Below are 18,075 nucleotides of genomic sequence, written 5' to 3'. Positions count from 1 at the left end.
GGCTCGTGACCTACTTCGCGCAGGACCCCCACTCCGGCCGGCAACCCCGGGTTGCCCTGTGAGGCTGCGGCTCTTTCCCCAGGAAAACGCGGGGCTCGAGCTCCTTTCCCAGATGGGCGGCGTCCTGATCCGCGGCGCAGGGACCCTCTCTGAGGTCCTCGGCGCAGAACCGGCTGACTATGAACGCCTCGCCGAGCACATGCATCAGCTGGAGGCTGAATCCACTGACCTGCATTTCGCGCTTATGACGCAGATGAGGTCAAGCTTCATCAACCCGCTCCCCCGCGAGGACCTCTACGACCTTTCCCTCACGCTGATGTCAGCAATGGAAAACCTCGACGCCGCAGCGGAAATCATCTCGCTGTACCGGCTGACAGGCATTTCAAAACGTGCTGCCGAACAGCTTGAAGTCATTGGCCGGCAGGCCGAGCTGACGGCAAGTGCCATGCGCCGCCTGGCTTCACTGGAAGACCTCGACGACTACTGGATTGAGATGCTGCGCCTGTCCAAGCGCTCCGAGCGCACCCACCGCATCTGGGTGTCCGAACTCCTGCGCGACCACAAGCCGCTCACGTATGCCCGGCACAGGGACCTCGCCGACCAGTTGGCCGGAACCACCGCTTCACTGCGGCAGTGCGCCACCGCCGTGGGCGGCATCCTGGTGCGGGAATCCTAGGTGGAGCCGGTTCTGCTGGCCGCCGTGGTTCTCTTTGCAGGTGCCTACGCCTTCATCAACGGGTTCCATGACGTTTCAAACTCCGTAGCCACCTCGGTGCGCACCCGCGCACTGACTCCCACCGTCGCCGTCGTGCTTGCCTCCGTTTTCAACCTGACCGGCGCCCTGCTGAGCACAGCGCTGGCCCTGGTTCTGGCGGATCGGTTCATCCAGCTGCCGGCGGGAACCCCCGGCCTGGGCATCCTCATCGCAGGTTTGCTGGCGGCGTGCGGCTGGGGGCTGTGGACCTGGTGGCGGCGCATGCCCTCGTCCTCAACGCACGCCCTGGTGGGCGGCATAGTCGGCTCGGGAGCCGCGTCCACCCTGGTGGGAGGCCCCAACATCGCCGAGTCCTATCAGGTGCTCCTGCAGCAGATTGTCCTGCCGCTGCTGCTCTCCCCCGTTATTGCCTTTGTGCTGGCCTACCTGCTGGTTTTTCCGACCACATGGCTCATGCGCTACAGCTCGCCGCGGCGCGGAGACGCGGGGAACCGGATTGCCCAGTCAGTGTTCACCTCGGCGTTTTCCCTGGGGCACGGCATGCAGGACGGGCAGCGGACAATGGCTGTCATTGTCCTGGCGCTGGTGGCCGCCGGATTCTCCGGCACCACCGGCATTCCACTCTGGGTACAAATCTTTTCCGGCGTGGCACTGGCCGCGGGCAGCCTGTTCGGCGGCTGGCGGATCAGCCGCACACTCGGCAGCCGCCTGGTGCGCATTGACCCGCTGCGCGGCATGAGTGCGACGGCGGTCAGCTCCTCCATGCTTTTCCTGGGCGCCGTATGGCTTCAGATCCCGCTTTCCAGCACGCAGACCATGACCTCGGCGATTGTGGGCGCCGGTGCCAACCAGCGGTTCTCCACTGTCCGCTTCATTCCGCTGCGGGAAATCCTGGTGACGTGGCTGGTCACAGCACCGGTCACCGCACTGCTGGGCGGGATTCTCTTCCTGGCCATCAGCCCGCTGCTCTGACCTGCCGGGCGGGAAAGCACCGGGAACGGTCTCTATCCGAAGCGTCCGGAAACGTAGTCCTCCGTGGCCTTCTGGGACGGGTTGTTGAAGATGACCGTGGTGTCGTCATACTCGATGAGCTTGCCCGGCTTGCCGGTGCCGGCAATGTTAAAGAACGCGGTCTTGTCCGAGACCCGGGCGGCCTGCTGCATATTGTGGGTCACGATCACCACGGTGTAGTCACTCTTGAGTTCCTCGATGAGGTCCTCAATGGCGAGAGTGGAGATCGGGTCCAGGGCCGAGCACGGCTCGTCCATGAGGATGACCTCGGGTGAGACGGCGATGGCGCGGGCGATGCACAGGCGCTGCTGCTGGCCGCCGGAGAGGCCGGAGCCGGGCTTGTCCAGGCGGTCCCGGACTTCCTTCCACAGGTTGGCCCCGGTGAGCGACTTCTCCACGAGGTTGTCCGCATCGGATTTGGAGATGCGCTTGTTGTTCAGCTTCACGCCGGCCAGGACGTTGTCCCGGATGGACATGGTGGGGAACGGGTTGGGGCGCTGGAACACCATGCCGATGTGGCTGCGCACGGTCACGGGGTCCACGCCGGGACCGTAGAGGTTCTCCCCGTCCAGCAGGACTTCGCCCTCCACGCGGGCACCGGGAAGGACTTCATGCATGCGGTTCAGGGTCCGCAGGAAGGTGGACTTTCCACAGCCCGAGGGTCCGATGAACGCCGTGACGGAACGGGCCTCAATGTTGATATTGACGTTTTCTACGGCCAGGAAGTCGCCGTAGTAGACGTTGAGGTCCTTGACGTCGATTCGCTTGGACATGTGATTCCTTTTGTTCGAGGTTCTTCGGGGGCGGGGCAGCGGTGCCTCCGCAGGGGGGGGTGGTTCCGGTCAGCGTCCGGTCTTGGGCGCAAACATCCGGGCGATCAGACGGGCACCCAGATTCAACAGCATCACCATGATGATCAGCAGCAGCGCCGCCGCCCAGGCACGCTGTGTGCTGGGATCGGTGTTGGTGGGCGAAGTGGGACTCATTAGCTGCCGGTAAATGTAGGTGGGCAGGGTGCTCATCCAGCCCGCAAACACGTTCATGTTGATGGTGTTCACAAACCCTGCGGTGACCAGCAGCGGGGCTGTCTCGCCGATGACGCGGGCAATGGCCAGGGTGACGCCCGAGGCGATGCCGGAAATCGCCGTCGGCACCACCACCTTGAGGATGGTGCGCCACTTGCGCACGCCCAGGGCGTACGAGGCCTCCCGCAGCTCATTCGGCACGATCTTGAGCATTTCCTCGGTGGATCGCACCACCACGGGGATCATCAGGACGGAGAGGGCGACGGCGGCCACAAAGCCGGTGCGCACGCCCGGTCCGAACACCAGGGCGAAGAAGGCGGCGGCGAACAGGCCGGCAACAATGGACGGGATTCCGGTCATGACGTCCACAAAGAAGGTGATGGCACGGGACAGCGGACCGCCGTTGCTGTATTCCACGAGGTAAACGGCGGTCAGCAGGCCGATCGGCACGGAGATGATGGTGGCCCAGAGGGTGATCAGCAGCGTGCCCACAATGCCGTGGTACGCCCCGCCCAGCACCGGGCCGCCCGTTTCGGCACTGTTGTTGTCCACGGCTCCGGTCATGCCGCCCATGGAGGTGAACAGGAAGTCCGGGCTCAGCCCGGCCAGGCCCTTGGACAGCACAGTGAAGATCACGGAGACCAGGGGAACCAGCGCCAGCAGGAAGGAGCCGCAGATCAGGTAGGTGGCAAAGCGGTCCACCGCGCGCCGGCGCCCCTCGACGATCCAGGTCATGACGGTGGCGCCGAGCACGAAGATCACCGCGGTGAAGATGGTGAAGCTTGCGATGCCGAAGCCGATCAGGGCCGACAGGGCCGCGCCCAGGATGACTGCCGCGCCCAGCGCCACCCATACTGCGTACGGCGGGAGCTGGTTCTTGGTCAGTGTCGCCGGACGGCGGCTGAGTGTTTGTGTCTGCATCAGTTGGCTCCGGAGAATTCTTTATGGCGGCTGATGATCCAGCGCGCAATCACGTTCACGGCCAGGGTGATCAGGAACAGCACCAGGCCGGCGGCGATCAGCTCGGACAGGCGCAGCCCGTACGCCTCGGGGAAGTTCAGGGCAATTTCCGCGGCGATCGTCTGGTTGCCCGGACGGATCAGGCTGGCAATCAGGCCGCCGGAGGAGAGAACCAGGGCCACGGCCATGGTTTCGCCCAGGGCGCGTCCCAGACCCAGCATGACGGCGCTGATGACACCAGGCCGGGCGAAGGGGAACACCGCCATGCGGATCATTTCCCAGCGGGTGGCGCCCATGGCCAGGGCCGCTTCCTCATGCAGTTTCGGGGTTTGCAGGAAGATTTCACGGGTCAGCGAGGTGATGATCGGCAGCACCATGACGGACAGCACAATCCCCGCCGTCAGCATGGTCTTGCCGGTCTGGCTGGCCGGACCGGAGAAGATCGGGATCCAGCCGGCGTTGTCGGCCAGCCAGGTGTAGGGACCCACCAGGGCCGGTGCCAGCACCATCATCCCCCAGGCTCCGTACACAACTGACGGGATGGCTGCCAGCAGGTCAATAAGGTAGCCCAGGCCCTGTGCCATGCGGCGCGGCGCGTAGTGCGAGATGAACAGCGCGACGCCGATGCCCACCGGCGTCGCGATCAGCAGGGCGATGGCTGCAGCGATGACGGTGCCGATGACCAGCGGCCAGATGTAGGTGAAGAAACCCTCCCCGCCGCTGATGTCCGCGGAATCGGCGGTAAACGTGGGCAGCGCCTGCCAGAGCAGGAACACAGCCACGGAAAACAGGACAAGAAGGATGAGGCAACCGGCCAGGAGCGTGATTCCGGAGAACACCTTGTCTCCGGCACGGCCGGCACCACCGGTGCCTTCTATGGACTTGCTGGACACTGCACAACCCTTCGGTTCTTCACTGGCAACTTCTTAAACTCTACTGACCCTGCACTGATCCCTTTGACGCGGGGCCTCAGTCTGACTCCGCAATCCCCCCATTTACTGTCCCACGGCCCGGCGGAGGGTGCGAATAGGAAGCGTTCCCCCGGGTGGCGGCGGAAGCTCCGCCGCCACCCGGAGGGCACGGGCTACTTCGCGACGCTGATGCCTGCCAGTGCGGCTTCGGCCTTCTCGCGAAGCGGCTGGGAGAGCTCCGCGTTGCCTGCTGCGTCCGCTGCAGCTGCCTGGCCCTCCTCACTGACCACGTAGGAGCCGAAGGCCTTCACCAAATCTACGGTTTCAGAATCCGGGTAGGTGGTGCAGTAGATGTGGTAGGAGACCAGGACCACGGGGTAGGCTCCGGATTCGGTGGTGTCGCGGACCAAATCCATGGCCATGTCGCCGTCGGGGCGGCCCTCGCCGGTCACCGGAGTGGAGGCTTCCACCGCCTTCGCCGCGGCCTCGGAACTGTAGGGGACGTACTCTGCGCCAACCTTTACCGCTACCGTCCCCATGCCCTCGACGGCTGAGGCGTCCGCGTACGTGATGGCTCCGTCAGTGGCGCCGGCAGCAGACACGACGCCGCTGGTGCCCTGGGCATTCTCCTGGCCGTCCAGATCGGCCGGCCATTCACCGCTAGCCTCAGTGCTCCACACGGCCGGCGCTGCAGCCGCGAGGTACTCGGTGAAGTTTTCGGTGGTTCCCGACTCGTCAGAGCGGTGAATAACCGTGATGGGCGTATCGGGCAACTGCGCACCCTCATTCTGGCCCGCGATCGCCGGGTCATTCCAGGTGCTGATTTCACCGCGGAAGATGCCCGCAATCGTCTCGGCATCCAGGTTGAGTTCATCCACGCCGTCCAGGTTGAAGGCGATGGCGATGGGCGAGATGTAGGCGGGAATGTGCAGCGCACCGTCCGGCCCGCACGCCTCGATGGAGGCTTCCACTTCCTCGTCCTTCAAATGGGCATCCGAACCGGCAAACTGCACACCGCCGGCCAGCAGCGCCTTGCGGCCGGCTCCCGATCCGTCCGGAGAGTACTGCACTGCGGTGTCCGGGTTCACTGCGGTGAACCCCGCGATCCAGGCCTGCATGGCAGAGTCCTGGGAGGAGGCGCCGGACCCGGAAAGCGTCCCGGCGAGGGTGCTTTCCGATGAGGACGACGGCGTGCTGCCGCCGGCCGGGGTGATGGCGCTGTCGCTGCCGCACGCCGACAAGGCGAGTGCGGCGGCTGACAGCAGTGCTGCGGAACGAACTATGCGAATTACCGACACGTCTGGCCCCTTTCAAGGGCTCGTTTTCCGTAGAGCAGGTGTCCCGGCACGTTCCGGCACACCGGGACGTTCTGCCGCCCCTCCATCGATGGTGGACGGAGAAGGTTAACGAAAGGTGAACGGGGCCAAGCGGCGGAGGAAACTCTGGCCGGCACACCCGCGTCCACAAGGTGCTGGTGTTGTCCCGCCGGATTTGCCCCGTCACCGAAGTACGCCGCAGTGCTCTTCGGATGGAGGGCGCACTGCTCTGCCCCTAGACTGTTGGCATGCCCCCACGTGACCGCCTTGCCCAAAGCCGGGGGTTCCTGCGCAACCGGGTAAAGGTTGGGCTGCGCCGAAGCCGCGATTCGGTCATCCCCGCACTTCAGATGACCATCTGCGCCGTCGGGGCGTACGGCTTTGCCGAGTATGTGCTCGGCCATGAGGGACCGCTCTTCGCGGCCACTGCCGCGCTCATATCGCTGGGCTTTTCCCGGGAACCGCGTACCCGCCGGGTACTGGAGGTTGGCATTGGCTGCACCCTGGGAATCACCATCGGTGAACTTCTGCTGCACACACTGGGCACCGGACTGTGGCAGGCCGCCGTCGTACTCTTTCTCTCCGTCATGCTTGCCCGCTTCCTGGACCGGGGCGTCATTTTCACCACTCAGCTGGGCCTCCAGTCGCTGCTGGTAGTACTCCTTCCCGCTCCCGACGGCGGCGTGTTTACGCGCAGCGCAGATGCCCTCGTGGGCGGATTGTTTGCCCTGCTGGTCACTATGCTGGCTCCCCGCGATCCCCGGCGGGAGCCAAAGTCCAATGTCCGCGACCTGCTGCACGAGCTCTCCGCGGTGCTGCGGCAGTGCGCCGAAGCGGTGGCAAAGAGTGATTCCACCGTTGCCTGGCACGCCCTGGTGCGTGCCCGCAACACGCAGCCCCAGCTGGATCTGCTCACACGCAGCGTGCGTGACGCCCGGGAGATTGCCCGAATATCCCCGGCCTACCGGCGGCATCTGGCCGAGCTCGGAGACCTGCGCGGATCCATCGGCTACCTGGACCTCGCAGTGCGCAACAGCCGGGTCTTCGCCCGCCGCACCACGTCGGTCATCAACCACGCCTCCCTCGATGACGAGGCTATTGAGCGCGTCACCGAAGTTGTCAATGACACGGCCGACGCCGTCGATATCCTCGCCCGCGCGCTGGCCGGCGGTGAGTCGGCGGGTGCGAGGGAGCGGCATCTTCGCCAGGCACGCAACGAACTCTCCGCCGTGGGTGCGCAGCTGAACCCCGGATCGCTGGGCATCACCAACATCCAGGGCGACGCGCTGATCATGTTATTCCGGCCGCTTGTGGTGGATCTGCTCGAGTCCACGGGACTCAGCCACGAGGAAGCAGTGAGCTGCCTGTCCGAGGTGTGATCCGGTGTGGTCCCCAAGCCGCGGGGGCACGGCGCGGAAGTGTCAGTGCGGCGGGATAGCCTGTTTTTATGGCCACGAAGACAACCCGCGCAAAAACCGCCAACTACCGATGCGCCGAGTGCGGCTGGACCACCGCCAAGTGGGTGGGCCGCTGCGGTGAATGCCAGGCCTGGGGCACTGTGGAGGAAGCCGGGGAAGTCATTGCCCGCACCACTGCGGCAGCCACCGTTGCACGCCCGGCGCAGCGCATTGCGGACGTGGACTCCACCACCGCCGCTTATCAGGCCACGGGAGTGGATGAGCTGGACCGCGTTCTGGGCGGCGGGCTGGTCCCGGGTGCCGTTATCCTGCTTGCCGGTGAACCGGGTGTCGGAAAGTCCACGCTGCTGCTGGATGTGGCAGCCAAAGTGGGGAACCTCGGACGGGAGGTCCTGTACGTCACCGGTGAAGAATCCACGGCACAGGTAAAACTGCGCGCCGAGCGTATCGGTGCGGTGTCGGATTTTCTGTATTTGAGTGCGGAAACCGATCTGGGCCAGGCTCTGGGCCAGGTGGAGCAGGTCAAGCCCGCGCTGCTGATCGTTGACTCCGTGCAGACCCTGAGCAGCGCCGCTGTGGACGGCAGCGCCGGCGGAGTCAGCCAGGTCCGCGAAGTGGCTGCCTCCCTGATTGCGGCGGCCAAGGAACGGAACATGACCACCCTGCTCGTGGGGCACGTGACCAAGGACGGTTCCATCGCCGGGCCCCGGCTGCTGGAACACCTCGTGGATGTGGTCTGCCAGTTCGACGGCGACCGCCACTCCCGCCTGCGCCTGCTGCGGGCCGTGAAAAACCGCTACGGTCCCACCGACGAAGTGGGCTGCTTCGACCTGACGGAGGAAGGCATTGTGGGACTGGCGGATCCCTCCGGGCTGTTTGTGTCCCGGACCAAGGAACCCGTGTCCGGCACCTGCATTACCGTCACGCTGGAAGGAAAGCGGCCCCTGGTGGCCGAGGTCCAGGCATTGTTGGCCGAAACCAGCAACGCGCAGGCCCGGCGTGCCACCAGCGGACTGGATTCCTCCCGGGTCGCCATGCTCCTGGCAGTGCTGCAGCAGCGGGCGTCCATGAATCTGGCCAAGGATGACAGTTACGTGGCCACCGTGGGCGGGGTCAAGCTCAGCGAGCCGGCTACCGATCTGGCAGTGGCCCTTGCCGTTGCGTCCGCCAAGATGAACAAACCCCTTCCCGCCCAGCTGATTGCCTTTGGGGAGGTTGGCCTGGCCGGAGAAGTGCGGCCCATCCCCGGCATAGCCCGGCGGATCCAGGAAGCAGAACGCCTCGGTTTCACGCACGCGGTGGTTCCGGCTTCACCCAACGGTCCCGGCGCGGTTCCGGCCGGTTTCCACGTCCGGGAGGTTTCCACACTGACGGAGGCACTCAAGCTCCTGTTCTAGGACGGCGCGCACCTGCGGCGGACGGCACAAAGGTGGTCATTGTCCCGTGCGGGACCACTACTATAGGGAAAGTGTCTGTGCATTGTCCGCCCAGAACGCCCGTGGGCCCGACGGCCGGAAGGAAGTGACCGTGGCACGAAGTCCCGAAGATTCATTGAAGGCCACCCTGGCCCGGGTTGCGCCGGGAACCGAACTCCGCGATGGCCTGGAGCGCATTCTCCGCGGCCGCACCGGCGCGCTGATCGTCATGGGATTTGACCGCACCGTTGACTCCATCTGCTCCGGCGGATTCGACATCGGCATCGATTTTTCGCCCACCCGCCTGCGGGAACTGGCCAAAATGGACGGCGCCATTGTCTGCGACAAGGACGCCAAGACCATTCTGCGCGCAGCAGTGCAGCTGGTGCCGGACCACACGATCGAGACGCACGAATCCGGAACCCGGCACCGCACAGCGGAGCGGGTAGCCATCGAAACCGGTTTCCCCGTCATCTCGGTCAGCCAGTCCATGCAGATCATCCAGCTCTACGTCGGCGGACTGCGCCACGTGCTGGAGGGTTCCGAGCCGGTGCTGGCCCGCGCCAACCAGGCCCTGGCCACTCTGGAACGCTACCGGGCGCGCCTGGACCAGGTCACCAACTCCCTCTCCGCCCTGGAAATCGAAGCCATGGTCACGGTCCGGGATGTTGCCGTCACCCTGCAGCGCCAGGAAATGGTGCGCCGCATTTCCGAGGAAATCTCCCAGTATGTCCTCGAACTCGGGGTGGACGGCCGCCTGCTGTCGCTGCAGCTCGAGGAACTCACCGCCGGCTTGGGGCCGGGCAGTGAGATGATCGTCCGCGACTACGCAGACCTGCAGGACGGCAGCCAGCGGCCCGAAGACCAGGTGGCCACGCTGCAGAACCTCAGTTCCTCCGACATGGTGGACCTGAGCAAGATTGCCGCCGTTGTGGGCTTTCAACCCGGCCAGGATTCGCTCGAGGCCGTGGTGCAGCCCCGCGGCTACCGGCTGCTCAGCAACATCAAGTCCGTGCCGCCGGCGGTCTCCAACCGGCTGGTGGACCACTTCGGCGGTCTGCAGAACCTGATGGCCGCCAACATTGATGACCTGATGACGGTGGACGGCATCGGCGAGCAGCGCGCCCGCACCGTGCGCGAGGGGCTCTCCCGCATTGCCGAGACCAGTCTGCTCGACCGTTTCATGTAGCGGGCGGACCGGCTTTATGATCCAGCAGTCCGGTCACTCGAGTTCGAAGGTGGTCCGTTCGCTGCTGATGTTCCCCAGACGCGCGGTGAACGAGTAGGTTCCCGGGTTGGGATTGCTGGCAACTTCCGAGCATCCGGGGGCCGAGCGCTGGCGGTCCCAGCTGAACTTTGCCGTTTCCACGGTGTTGGGCTTAATGGTCTTGAACAGATCCTCACCGGCCTGCTGGCAGTCGGCGGAGGAAAAGATCCGGTCTGAGCCGCTGGTGATGATGAACTCCATTTGGCTGGTGCCCACGTTGACGTCGCATGCCTCCGCCCCGGTGTTGGTGACCGTCATGGTCAGCATGGGTGCAACGCCGGCGGTGTAGCTCAGAGCGTCGGTGGTGGCGCTGACTCCCACGGAGGCCGGCGGACACAGTGCCGGTGCGGCGGTTGCGCTCGCTGTGGCTGCCGGGCTCGCGGCCGGAGCTGTCGGAGCAGCAGTGCCGGCGGGCGCGGCTCCGGGCTGCTGGCTGTCCGGCCCGGGCAAAGTGGCTTCCTCAGTTGTCTCAGTCGCGGAAGCGCTGTCGTCCCCCCGCAGCATGTTGACCGCTGCGCTGATGCCTGCGACAAGGCCTATCAGGACCAGGAGCACCAGGATTCCTGCGACGATCCTGCGCCGCCGGTAGACAGCCGCACTGGGCCGCTCTGGAGCCCTGTTTGATGTTTCGTTCCCAACCATGACTTAAGGCTAGGTACCCGGCCCCGGATTACCTGCCGCACCACGCCGGTTAGTAGAGTATTGCTGGTCATAACCAAGGGAGAATGCATGGAACCGGGCCTGCAGCAGGCACCGCAGCTGCATACGGAAATCATCAGCTGGTTCACGGCCAATGCACGCGATCTGCCGTGGCGGCGTCCCGGGTGCAGCCCGTGGGGTGTGTTCGTCAGTGAGATCATGCTGCAGCAGACCCCCGTGGTCCGGGTATTGCCGGTGTGGGAGCAGTGGATGAAGCGCTGGCCGGAGCCGTCCGCCCTGGCCGCCGAGCCGAGCGGGGAAGCGGTTCGCGCCTGGGGCCGGCTGGGGTACCCCCGGCGTGCGCTTCGGCTGCATGCCGCTGCCGCCGCCATGACGGACCGCTTCAACGGTTCCGTTCCCGCAACCCGGGAAGAACTCCTGACTCTGCCCGGCGTGGGCACCTACACCGCTGCGGCGGTTGCCTCTTTTGCCTTCGGCCGCAGGGAAACAGTGGTGGACACCAATATCCGCCGGGTCCATGCCCGGGCACTTTCGGGCAAGGCGCTGCCTGCGCCGGCGCTGAATGCCGCTGAAATGCGCCTGGCCGTGGCACTGCTGCCCGACGACGACGCCGCCTCCGTCGCCTGGAATGCGTCCGTCATGGAGCTGGGCGCTCTTGTGTGCACTGCCCGGTCCCCCAAATGCGCGGTGTGTCCGGTGCGGCAGCGCTGCGCCTGGGTGGCGGCCGGAGAACCAGCACCCGATTATGTGCCCAAGGGACAGGCCTGGGCCGGCACCGACCGGCAGGTCCGCGGCGCCCTCATGGCCGTGCTGCGGCAGGCCCGGGAGCCGGTCCCGCGGAATCTGCTCCTTGGCCCGGCGGACCTGATGACGGCCGCGGCCGCAACTGGCAACACGGCAACAAGCTCAGCGGAAGCGGACGCCGGGACGGACGCAGCCGCGCTGGCCAAGCTGCACGCCCTGCAGGCGCCCGCCGAACAGCTGGAGCGCGCCCTGGCCGGTCTGCTGGCGGACAAGCTGGCCCAAGAAAACGACGCTGGCCTGCAGCTTCCCGTCTGAACGCAGCCCCGCCGGGATCCCCCCGGGCTAAATCTCGCCGAAACCGTTGCGAACTTCCAGGGCCATCATCTCCACGGCCCGGGCCGCATCGGGACCGCGTGCCGTCACGGTCAGGGTTTGCCCCTGTCCCAGCCCGAGCGTCATCAGCATCATCATGGACTTGGCGTCCACTCCGTTGATGCGGACCTCCGCATCCAGGTCCGACATGGCCTGGGCCACGGCTGCGGCAGGGCGGGCATGCAGTCCCGCCGGGTTAATGAGCTCCCACGAACCGGTGTGAACCCCGGCATCATCGGGATCGAAATCATCGTCACCGGCATCGCCCGGCTCCCCCGCGCCGGCCGCCGGTTCCGCGCCGGGCCGCTCCCCCGTCCCTGTCCGGGCGGCGGCTGTCGGTTCCGTACCGGGCTGGGCTCCGGATTCCTGGGTGCCGGTGTCCCGGGTGCCGGTGTCCCGGGTGCCCGCCGGCCCCGGTATTCTCCCTGCCGACTCGGCTTCCTGCAGCACTGCCTGCAGGGTTCTTCCGGTTTGGGCGGCAACTGCCGCCGCCACGGTTCCTTCAACCAGCGGCGCGTCGGCCAGCCGGACACGTGCCCGCTGCTCATCTTCAAGGAATTCCACTGCCGTTTCCGCGGTCATGACCGCTGATCCCAAGTCGGCAAGCAGCAGTGCCCCGTCGCCGGTGTCCGCCGCAGCAATGGCAGCGGAGATTTTCTCCAAGCTGGTGCCGATCCCGCCGTCGTCCGTACCTCCGGCCGTTTCGATGGTGACGTCCCGTGCCATCTGCGCCGCCAGTTCACGGAGACCCTCAGCGAGTTTGTCGCTGTGCGAAACGATCACAAGTCCAACGCTCATGAGCCCTCTTCCGCCGCTTGTGCCGCCGCCTGCAGGATCAGGACTGTGGAAGCAGCCCCGGGATCAAGATGGCCGGCACTGCGCTCTCCGAGGTAGCTGGCGCGGCCTTTGCGGGCTATCAGCGGTTCGGTGCCGGCAAGGCCTGCCCGGGCTCCGTTTGATGCGGCGGCAAGCACCTCAGCGGATGAGGCCGAGGCGCCGGCTGCTGTCTGGGCTGCTTCAACTGCCGGCGTCCAGGCATCCACCATGGTTTTGTCTCCGACTTCGGCTTTTCCGCGGGCAACAATTCCGTCCCGTGCGGCTGTGAGGACAGTGACCAGCGTTCCTGGATCCAGGTCCGGTGCCGGTCCCGCCGCCGTGGCAGCCCGCAGGAAGGCCGTGCCGTACAGTGGCCCGGCTGCCCCGCCAACTTTGGACATCAGCGTCATGGCGGCAAGCTTCATCACGTCACCCGGTGTGGCCGGGGTTCCGTCCGCATCCAGCTTCTCCACCACCGCCGAAAATCCGCGGTCCATGTTCTCGCCATGGTCCGCATCACCGATGTCCCGGTCCAGGTCGATCAGGTGCTGCCGGTTCTCGGCCATGGCTGCGGCTGCTGCACGCATCCACCGGTCTGCCCACGCTGCGTCCAGTGACATGGTTACATCCCCCATCGCAGGGCCGGCGTGTTGACCGGCGAGTCCCAAAGTTCCGTCAGTTCATTGTCCAGCCGCAGCACCGTCACCGATGCCCCCTGCATGTCCAGGGCCGTGATGTAGTTTCCCACCAGGGAACGTTCAACCCGGATACCGCGCTCGGCCAACACTTCCGCTGCCCGGCGGTAGACGATGTACAGCTCACTCAGCGGGGTTCCGCCCATGCCGTTGACGAACAGGAGCACAGGGTCCCCGGAGGAGGCTCCCAGGTCCTGCAGTACGGGTTCCAGCAGCTGGTCCGTGATGCTGTTGGCGTCCGCCATGGGCATCCGGCGCCGGCCCGGCTCGCCGTGGATTCCTACTCCCAGCTCAATTTCATTGTCGGCCAGGGTGAAGCTTGGTTCCCCGGCATGGGGAACGGTGCAGGGGGCGAGAGCCACTCCCATGGACCGGACATTGGCATTGACGCGTTCCGCCACCGCGGCCACCTGCTCCAGCGTGTCTCCCCGTTCCGCTGCCCCGCCGGCGATCCGCTCCACCAGCACCGTTCCGGCCACTCCCCGGCGGCCCGCCGTGTACAGCGAATCTTCCACTGCGACGTCGTCGTTCACCACCACTGTGGCGACGGTGATGCCCTCCGCCTGCGCCAGTTCAGCAGCGGTCTCAAAGTTCAGGATGTCCCCGGTGTAGTTCTTGACGATCAGCAGGACCCCGGCGCCGGTGTCGGTTTCAGTGATTGCCGGAAGGATCTGATCCGGAGTGGGGGAAGTGAACACGGCTCCGGGGACTGCCGCGTCCAGCATTCCGGTGCCTACGTAACCGCTGTGCAGCGGTTCGTGTCCGCTGCCGCCGCCGGAAACCAGGGATACCTTGCCCCGCGACGGCTCCCGGCGGAGCACGAGGTCCGGATCGCTGTGGACACGAACCAGGTTATGGTGGGCCAGCCCAAATCCTGCGAGGGACTCCGAGACAACCCTGCGCGGGTCATTGATCAGCTTCTTCATCTTTGAGCAGCTCCTTCAGCGCAACGGCCCGTACAGGCGATGCGGCTGCACCGCGGTGTTCGGGATCAGGACATCGGTGAGACTGCTTTCGACCCTACCCCCGGGACTGACCGTTGGACAGGCGAACGGAGGGATCGCATTAAACAGCGGCGGGAGGGGCATCATGCCCCTCCCGCCGCCTCCCGGACGTGTTATGTCCGAGGAAGATCTACTTGCCCTTGAAGGCATCCTTGATGTTTTCGCCGGCCTGCTTGGCACTGCCCTTGGCCTGGTCGCCGTGTCCTTCAGCTTCCATGCGCTCGTTGCCGGTGGCCTTACCGAGGCCTTCCTTGACCTTGCCGCCAAGCTTCTCGGCTGAATTCTGCACCTTGTCATCTGCGCCCATAATTGGATCCCGCTTTCTGATCGTGGTCCGCCGGCAACTGCCGGTTCGCCGGACCGTGAATGATGCTAAGTACCCTGAGCTTATCCATCGGCAGGAGCAAAAGGCCAGCCGATGAGGGTCAGTTCCCCTGATCGCGAACACCCGCCCCGTCAGCGGCGCTACAGCGTGCGGATCATCCGGGTGTTCCCCAGGGTGTTGGGCTTGACCCGCGCGAGGTCCAGGAACTCGGCCACTCCCTCGTCATGGGAGCGCAGCAGTTCGGAGTAGACCTCCGGATCCACGGCCGACTGATTGGCCATCACCTCGAATCCGTGGCGTCGGAAGAAGTCCACCTCAAAGGTCAGGCAGAAGACACGTTGCACACCAATCTCCACGGCATCGGCCAGCAGTGCCTCCAGCAGGACGTGGCCAACGCCGTGCCCGCGCCAGCGGCGGTCCGCGGCCAGGGTCCGCACCTCGGCGAGGTCTTCCCACATGACATGCAGCGCACCGCAGCCAATCACCTCGCCGTCGGGCCCTTCCGCAATCCGGAACTCCTGGAGCCCCTCGTAGTAGGCAACCGCCTCCTTCGCCACCAGGATCCGCTCGTCGGCCAGGGGCGCCACGAGGGAACGAATGCGGTGAACATCGGAGGTGCGTGCTCGGCGGACAGTGATGGTGGTGGAAGTCACCGGTCCAGTCTAGGACTGCACGGACTGCCTGCCGCAAAACGGCTGTCAAGGCACGCAATGGAAGGGATCCGGAGACGCGAAAGGACCCGGCGGGCTGCATGCCCGCCGGGTCCCTTCATCTGTTCAAACTGCGCATGTGTTCACACTGCGCCGCAGGCTAGTCGCCGACGCCCGCCTCAATTGCGGACGGTGCCTCTTCGAGGGCCTTGGGTACGCCGTGTCCCTCGAAGGTGAAGGTGGCGTCGTCTCCTTCGCCCTCCACATCCACGGACACCAGTTCTCCGGGCTTCAGATCCCCGAACAGGATCTTCTCGGAGAGCTGGTCCTCGATCTCGCGCTGGATGGTCCGGCGCAGCGGCCGGGCACCCATGGCGGGATCGTAGCCCCGTGTGGCCAGCAGAACCTTGGCCGCGGGGGTCAGCTCAATGGTCATGCCCTTGTCCGCCAGGCGCTTGCCCAGGCGTTCCAGGAACAGGTCCACGATCTGCACGATCTCGTCCTGCGTGAGCTGCGGGAAGACCACCGTGTCATCAACACGGTTCAGGAACTCGGGGCGGAAGTGCTGACGCAGTTCCTCCGTGACCCGGGCCCGCATCCGGTCGTAACCGGTCTTGGTGTCGGTGCCGGACTGGAAACCGGTGGAGACACTCTTGGAGATGTCCCGGGTTCCCAGGTTGGTGGTCATGATGATGATGGTGTTCTTGAAGTCCACCACGCGGCCCTGGCTGTCCGTCAGGCGGCCGTCTTCGAGGATCTGCAGCAGCGAGTTGAAGAGGTCCGCGTGGGCCTTTTCCACCTCGTCGAACAGGACCACGGAGAACGGACGGCGGCGGACCTTTTCGGTCAGCTGCCCGCCTTCTTCGTATCCGACATATCCCGGAGGGGCACCGAAGAGCCGGGAAACAGTGTGCTTCTCGGAGTATTCGGACATGTCCAGCGTGATGAGTGCTTCTTCATCACCGAAGAGGAATTCAGCCAGTGCCTTGGCAAGCTCCGTCTTACCCACACCGGTGGGACCGGCGAAGATGAAGGAACCGCCCGGACGCTTGGGATCCTTAAGTCCGGCCCGCGTACGGCGCATGGCCTGCGAGATGGACTTGATGGCCTGATCCTGACCGATGACGCGCTTGTGCAGCTCGTCTTCCATCTTGAGCAGGCGTGTGGATTCTTCTTCGTTGAGCTTGACCACGGGAATGCCGGTGGAATTGGCCAGCACCTCGGCGATGAGCTCCTCATCCACCTCGGCAATGTCATCCAGGCCCCCGGACTTCCACTGGCGCTCCTTTTCAGCCCGCTGGTCATGGAGCTTCTGCTCCTTGTCCCGCAGGTTGGCAGCGCCTTCGAAGTCCTGGGAATCGATGGCTGATTCTTTCTCCAGCTTCAGCGCAGAGATGCGCTCATCGATCTCCTTGAGCTCCGGCGGAGCCGTCATACGACGGATCCGCAGGCGGGCGCCGGCCTCATCGATCAGGTCAATGGCCTTGTCCGGCAGGAAACGGTCGCTGATGTAGCGCTCCGCCAGGGTTGCCGCCGATGTCAGCGCGGCGTCCGTGATGGACACGCGGTGGTGCGCTTCGTAGCGGTCCCGCAGTCCCTTCAGGATTTCGATGGAGTGCGCAACGGAAGGTTCGTTGACCTGGATCGGCTGGAAACGCCGCTCAAGTGCCGCATCCTTCTCGATGTGCTTGCGGTACTCGTCCAAAGTGGTGGCACCAATGGTCTGCAGTTCCCCGCGGGCCAGCATCGGCTTCAGGATGGAAGCTGCGTCGATGGCGCCTTCGGCGGCACCGGCGCCCACGAGGGTGTGGATCTCATCGATGAAAAGGATGATGTCGCCGCGGGTGCGGATTTCCTTGAGGACCTTCTTCAGGCGTTCCTCAAAGTCACCGCGGTAGCGGGAGCCGGCAACGAGGGAACCCAGGTCAAGCGTGTACAGCTGCTTGTCCTTGATGGTTTCCGGAACATCGCCGCGGACAATGGCCTGGGCCAGCCCTTCAACGACTGCCGTCTTGCCGACGCCGGGCTCACCAATCAGAACAGGGTTGTTCTTGGTGCGGCGGGACAGGACCTGCATGACCCGTTCCATCTCATGCTCGCGCCCGATCACCGGGTCGAGCTTGGACTCGCGCGCAGCCTGGGTGAGGTTGCGGCCGAACTGGTCCAGGACAACCGAACCGGCCGGCTGGCCTTCCTGCTGCTGGCCGCCGGAGCTGACAGGTTCCTTGCCCTGGTAACCCGAGAGCAGCTGGATTACCTGCTGGCGCACCCGGTTCAGGTCAGCGCCAAGCTTGACCAGCACCTGTGCGGCAACGCCTTCGCCTTCACGGATCAGCCCGAGCAGGATGTGCTCGGTGCCGATGTAGTTGTGGCCAAGCTGCAGGGCCTCCCGGAGGGAGAGTTCGAGAACCTTCTTGGCACGCGGGGTGAAGGGGATGTGGCCGGACGGGGCCTGCTGGCCCTGACCGATAATCTCCTGCACCTGCTCACGCACGGCACCGAGCGAAATACTCAGGGATTCAAGGGCCTTAGCTGCGACACCTTCACCCTCATGAATGAGCCCGAGCAGGATGTGCTCGGTGCCGATGTAGTTGTGGTTGAGCATGCGAGCCTCTTCTTGGGCAAGCACGACAACGCGACGGGCACGGTCGGTAAATCTTTCAAACATGAGGCACACTCCTAGCTAACGCGTAATTCGATGCTACGTGTCCTGCGCGTGCTTAAGGAGCGTGTTCGCCGTAGGCGTGACCACGGCCCCGAATAAGGTTCCC

General features: G+C 65.2%; 17 protein-coding genes. 6 read left to right on the top strand and 11 right to left on the bottom strand.

Features of this window, described 5'->3' with window-relative positions; translation table 11 throughout:
• The first annotated feature begins 58 nt into the window (after positions 1-58).
• The gene (locus CXR00_RS06215; RefSeq protein WP_104053576.1) at positions 59-676 is read left to right on the top strand and encodes a DUF47 domain-containing protein; all 618 of its coding nucleotides are present in this window, start codon (positions 59-61) and stop codon (positions 674-676) included.
• The gene (locus CXR00_RS06210; RefSeq protein ID WP_104053575.1) at positions 677-1,687 is read left to right on the top strand and encodes an inorganic phosphate transporter; all 1,011 of its coding nucleotides are present in this window, start codon (positions 677-679) and stop codon (positions 1,685-1,687) included.
• Between the two features lie 32 nt (positions 1,688-1,719).
• On the opposite strand, the gene pstB is transcribed toward CXR00_RS06210, so the two are convergent.
• From pstB to pstS, 4 genes are all read right to left on the bottom strand, one after another.
• Positions 1,720-2,499, bottom strand: coding sequence for a phosphate ABC transporter ATP-binding protein PstB (gene pstB / locus CXR00_RS06205; protein ID WP_104053574.1), 780 nt, complete (start codon positions 2,497-2,499; stop codon positions 1,720-1,722).
• 69 nt (positions 2,500-2,568) lie between these two features.
• Positions 2,569-3,672, bottom strand: a complete 1,104-nt coding sequence (pstA, locus tag CXR00_RS06200) for a phosphate ABC transporter permease PstA (protein ID WP_104053573.1) — start codon at positions 3,670-3,672, stop codon at positions 2,569-2,571.
• Complete coding sequence (gene pstC / locus CXR00_RS06195; RefSeq protein ID WP_104053572.1) at positions 3,672-4,604, bottom strand: phosphate ABC transporter permease subunit PstC; 933 nt, start codon at positions 4,602-4,604, stop codon at positions 3,672-3,674. The genes pstA and pstC overlap by 1 nt, the downstream gene beginning before the upstream one ends.
• Positions 4,605-4,795: 191 nt before the next feature.
• A complete protein-coding gene (gene pstS / locus CXR00_RS06190; protein ID WP_104053571.1) occupies positions 4,796-5,920 on the bottom strand; it encodes a phosphate ABC transporter substrate-binding protein PstS in 1,125 nt (374 codons plus the stop codon).
• A 266-nt stretch (positions 5,921-6,186) separates the two neighbouring features.
• On the opposite strand from pstS, the gene CXR00_RS06185 reads away from it, so the two are divergent.
• The 3 genes from CXR00_RS06185 (at position 6,187) to disA (ending at position 9,960) form a co-directional block, all read left to right on the top strand.
• On the top strand, positions 6,187-7,317 hold the full coding sequence (locus tag CXR00_RS06185) for an aromatic acid exporter family protein (protein WP_237685532.1): 1,131 nt from the start codon (positions 6,187-6,189) through the stop codon (positions 7,315-7,317).
• 68 nt (positions 7,318-7,385) lie between these two features.
• Entirely contained in the window at positions 7,386-8,753 is a 1,368-nt protein-coding gene (gene radA / locus CXR00_RS06180; protein WP_104053570.1) for a DNA repair protein RadA, read from the top strand.
• Between the two features lie 130 nt (positions 8,754-8,883).
• Complete coding sequence (gene disA / locus CXR00_RS06175) at positions 8,884-9,960, top strand: DNA integrity scanning diadenylate cyclase DisA (protein ID WP_104053770.1); 1,077 nt, start codon at positions 8,884-8,886, stop codon at positions 9,958-9,960.
• A 33-nt stretch (positions 9,961-9,993) separates the two neighbouring features.
• Here the strand turns inward: disA and CXR00_RS06170 are convergent, their stop codons facing one another.
• Positions 9,994-10,680, bottom strand: a complete 687-nt coding sequence (locus CXR00_RS06170; RefSeq protein WP_104053569.1) for a hypothetical protein — start codon at positions 10,678-10,680, stop codon at positions 9,994-9,996.
• A gap of 87 nt (positions 10,681-10,767) precedes the next feature.
• Between CXR00_RS06170 and CXR00_RS06165 the strand changes: the two genes are divergently transcribed.
• Positions 10,768-11,757: an A/G-specific adenine glycosylase gene (locus tag CXR00_RS06165; RefSeq protein ID WP_104053568.1), complete on the top strand. Its 990-nt coding sequence runs from the start codon at positions 10,768-10,770 to the stop codon at positions 11,755-11,757.
• Positions 11,758-11,784: 27 nt separating this feature from the next.
• Here the strand turns inward: CXR00_RS06165 and dhaM are convergent, their stop codons facing one another.
• From dhaM to CXR00_RS06135, 6 genes are all read right to left on the bottom strand, one after another.
• Positions 11,785-12,612, bottom strand: coding sequence for a dihydroxyacetone kinase phosphoryl donor subunit DhaM (gene dhaM / locus CXR00_RS06160; RefSeq protein WP_104053567.1), 828 nt, complete (start codon positions 12,610-12,612; stop codon positions 11,785-11,787).
• The gene (gene dhaL / locus CXR00_RS06155; RefSeq protein WP_104053566.1) at positions 12,609-13,250 is read right to left on the bottom strand and encodes a dihydroxyacetone kinase subunit DhaL; all 642 of its coding nucleotides are present in this window, start codon (positions 13,248-13,250) and stop codon (positions 12,609-12,611) included. Before dhaL ends, dhaM begins: the two co-directional genes overlap by 4 nt.
• 2 nt (positions 13,251-13,252) lie before the next feature.
• Complete coding sequence (gene dhaK / locus CXR00_RS06150) at positions 13,253-14,251, bottom strand: dihydroxyacetone kinase subunit DhaK (protein ID WP_104053565.1); 999 nt, start codon at positions 14,249-14,251, stop codon at positions 13,253-13,255.
• A 208-nt stretch (positions 14,252-14,459) separates the two neighbouring features.
• On the bottom strand, positions 14,460-14,636 hold the full coding sequence (locus CXR00_RS06145) for a CsbD family protein (protein ID WP_104053564.1): 177 nt from the start codon (positions 14,634-14,636) through the stop codon (positions 14,460-14,462).
• Positions 14,637-14,794: 158 nt separating this feature from the next.
• Entirely contained in the window at positions 14,795-15,307 is a 513-nt protein-coding gene (locus tag CXR00_RS06140; protein WP_104053563.1) for an amino-acid N-acetyltransferase, read from the bottom strand.
• 157 nt (positions 15,308-15,464) lie between these two features.
• Entirely contained in the window at positions 15,465-17,972 is a 2,508-nt protein-coding gene (locus tag CXR00_RS06135) for an ATP-dependent Clp protease ATP-binding subunit (RefSeq protein ID WP_104053562.1), read from the bottom strand.
• Positions 17,973-18,075 lie beyond the last annotated feature (103 nt).

Source organism: Arthrobacter sp. 9E16 (assembly GCF_002929435.1).
In the GTDB taxonomy this organism is placed as follows: domain Bacteria; phylum Actinomycetota; class Actinomycetes; order Actinomycetales; family Micrococcaceae; genus Arthrobacter_B; species Arthrobacter_B sunyaminii.
This window is presented reverse-complemented; position numbering and strand designations above follow the sequence as displayed.

What these genes read in the sequence shown, in the direction of transcription:
- pstB (WP_104053574.1), bottom strand. Translation starts at nt 2,499, where the DNA reads ATGTCCAAGCGAATCGACGTCAAGGACCTCAACGTCTACTACGGCGAC.
- pstA (WP_104053573.1), bottom strand. Translation starts at nt 3,672, where the DNA reads ATGCAGACACAAACACTCAGCCGCCGTCCGGCGACACTGACCAAGAAC.
- CXR00_RS06185 (WP_237685532.1), top strand. Translation starts at nt 6,187, where the DNA reads ATGCCCCCACGTGACCGCCTTGCCCAAAGCCGGGGGTTCCTGCGCAAC.
- radA (WP_104053570.1), top strand. Translation starts at nt 7,386, where the DNA reads ATGGCCACGAAGACAACCCGCGCAAAAACCGCCAACTACCGATGCGCC.
- CXR00_RS06170 (WP_104053569.1), bottom strand. Translation starts at nt 10,680, where the DNA reads ATGGTTGGGAACGAAACATCAAACAGGGCTCCAGAGCGGCCCAGTGCG.
- CXR00_RS06165 (WP_104053568.1), top strand. Translation starts at nt 10,768, where the DNA reads ATGGAACCGGGCCTGCAGCAGGCACCGCAGCTGCATACGGAAATCATC.
- dhaM (WP_104053567.1), bottom strand. Translation starts at nt 12,612, where the DNA reads ATGAGCGTTGGACTTGTGATCGTTTCGCACAGCGACAAACTCGCTGAG.
- dhaL (WP_104053566.1), bottom strand. Translation starts at nt 13,250, where the DNA reads ATGTCACTGGACGCAGCGTGGGCAGACCGGTGGATGCGTGCAGCAGCC.
- dhaK (WP_104053565.1), bottom strand. Translation starts at nt 14,251, where the DNA reads ATGAAGAAGCTGATCAATGACCCGCGCAGGGTTGTCTCGGAGTCCCTC.
- CXR00_RS06145 (WP_104053564.1), bottom strand. Translation starts at nt 14,636, where the DNA reads ATGGGCGCAGATGACAAGGTGCAGAATTCAGCCGAGAAGCTTGGCGGC.
- CXR00_RS06135 (WP_104053562.1), bottom strand. Translation starts at nt 17,972, where the DNA reads ATGTTTGAAAGATTTACCGACCGTGCCCGTCGCGTTGTCGTGCTTGCC.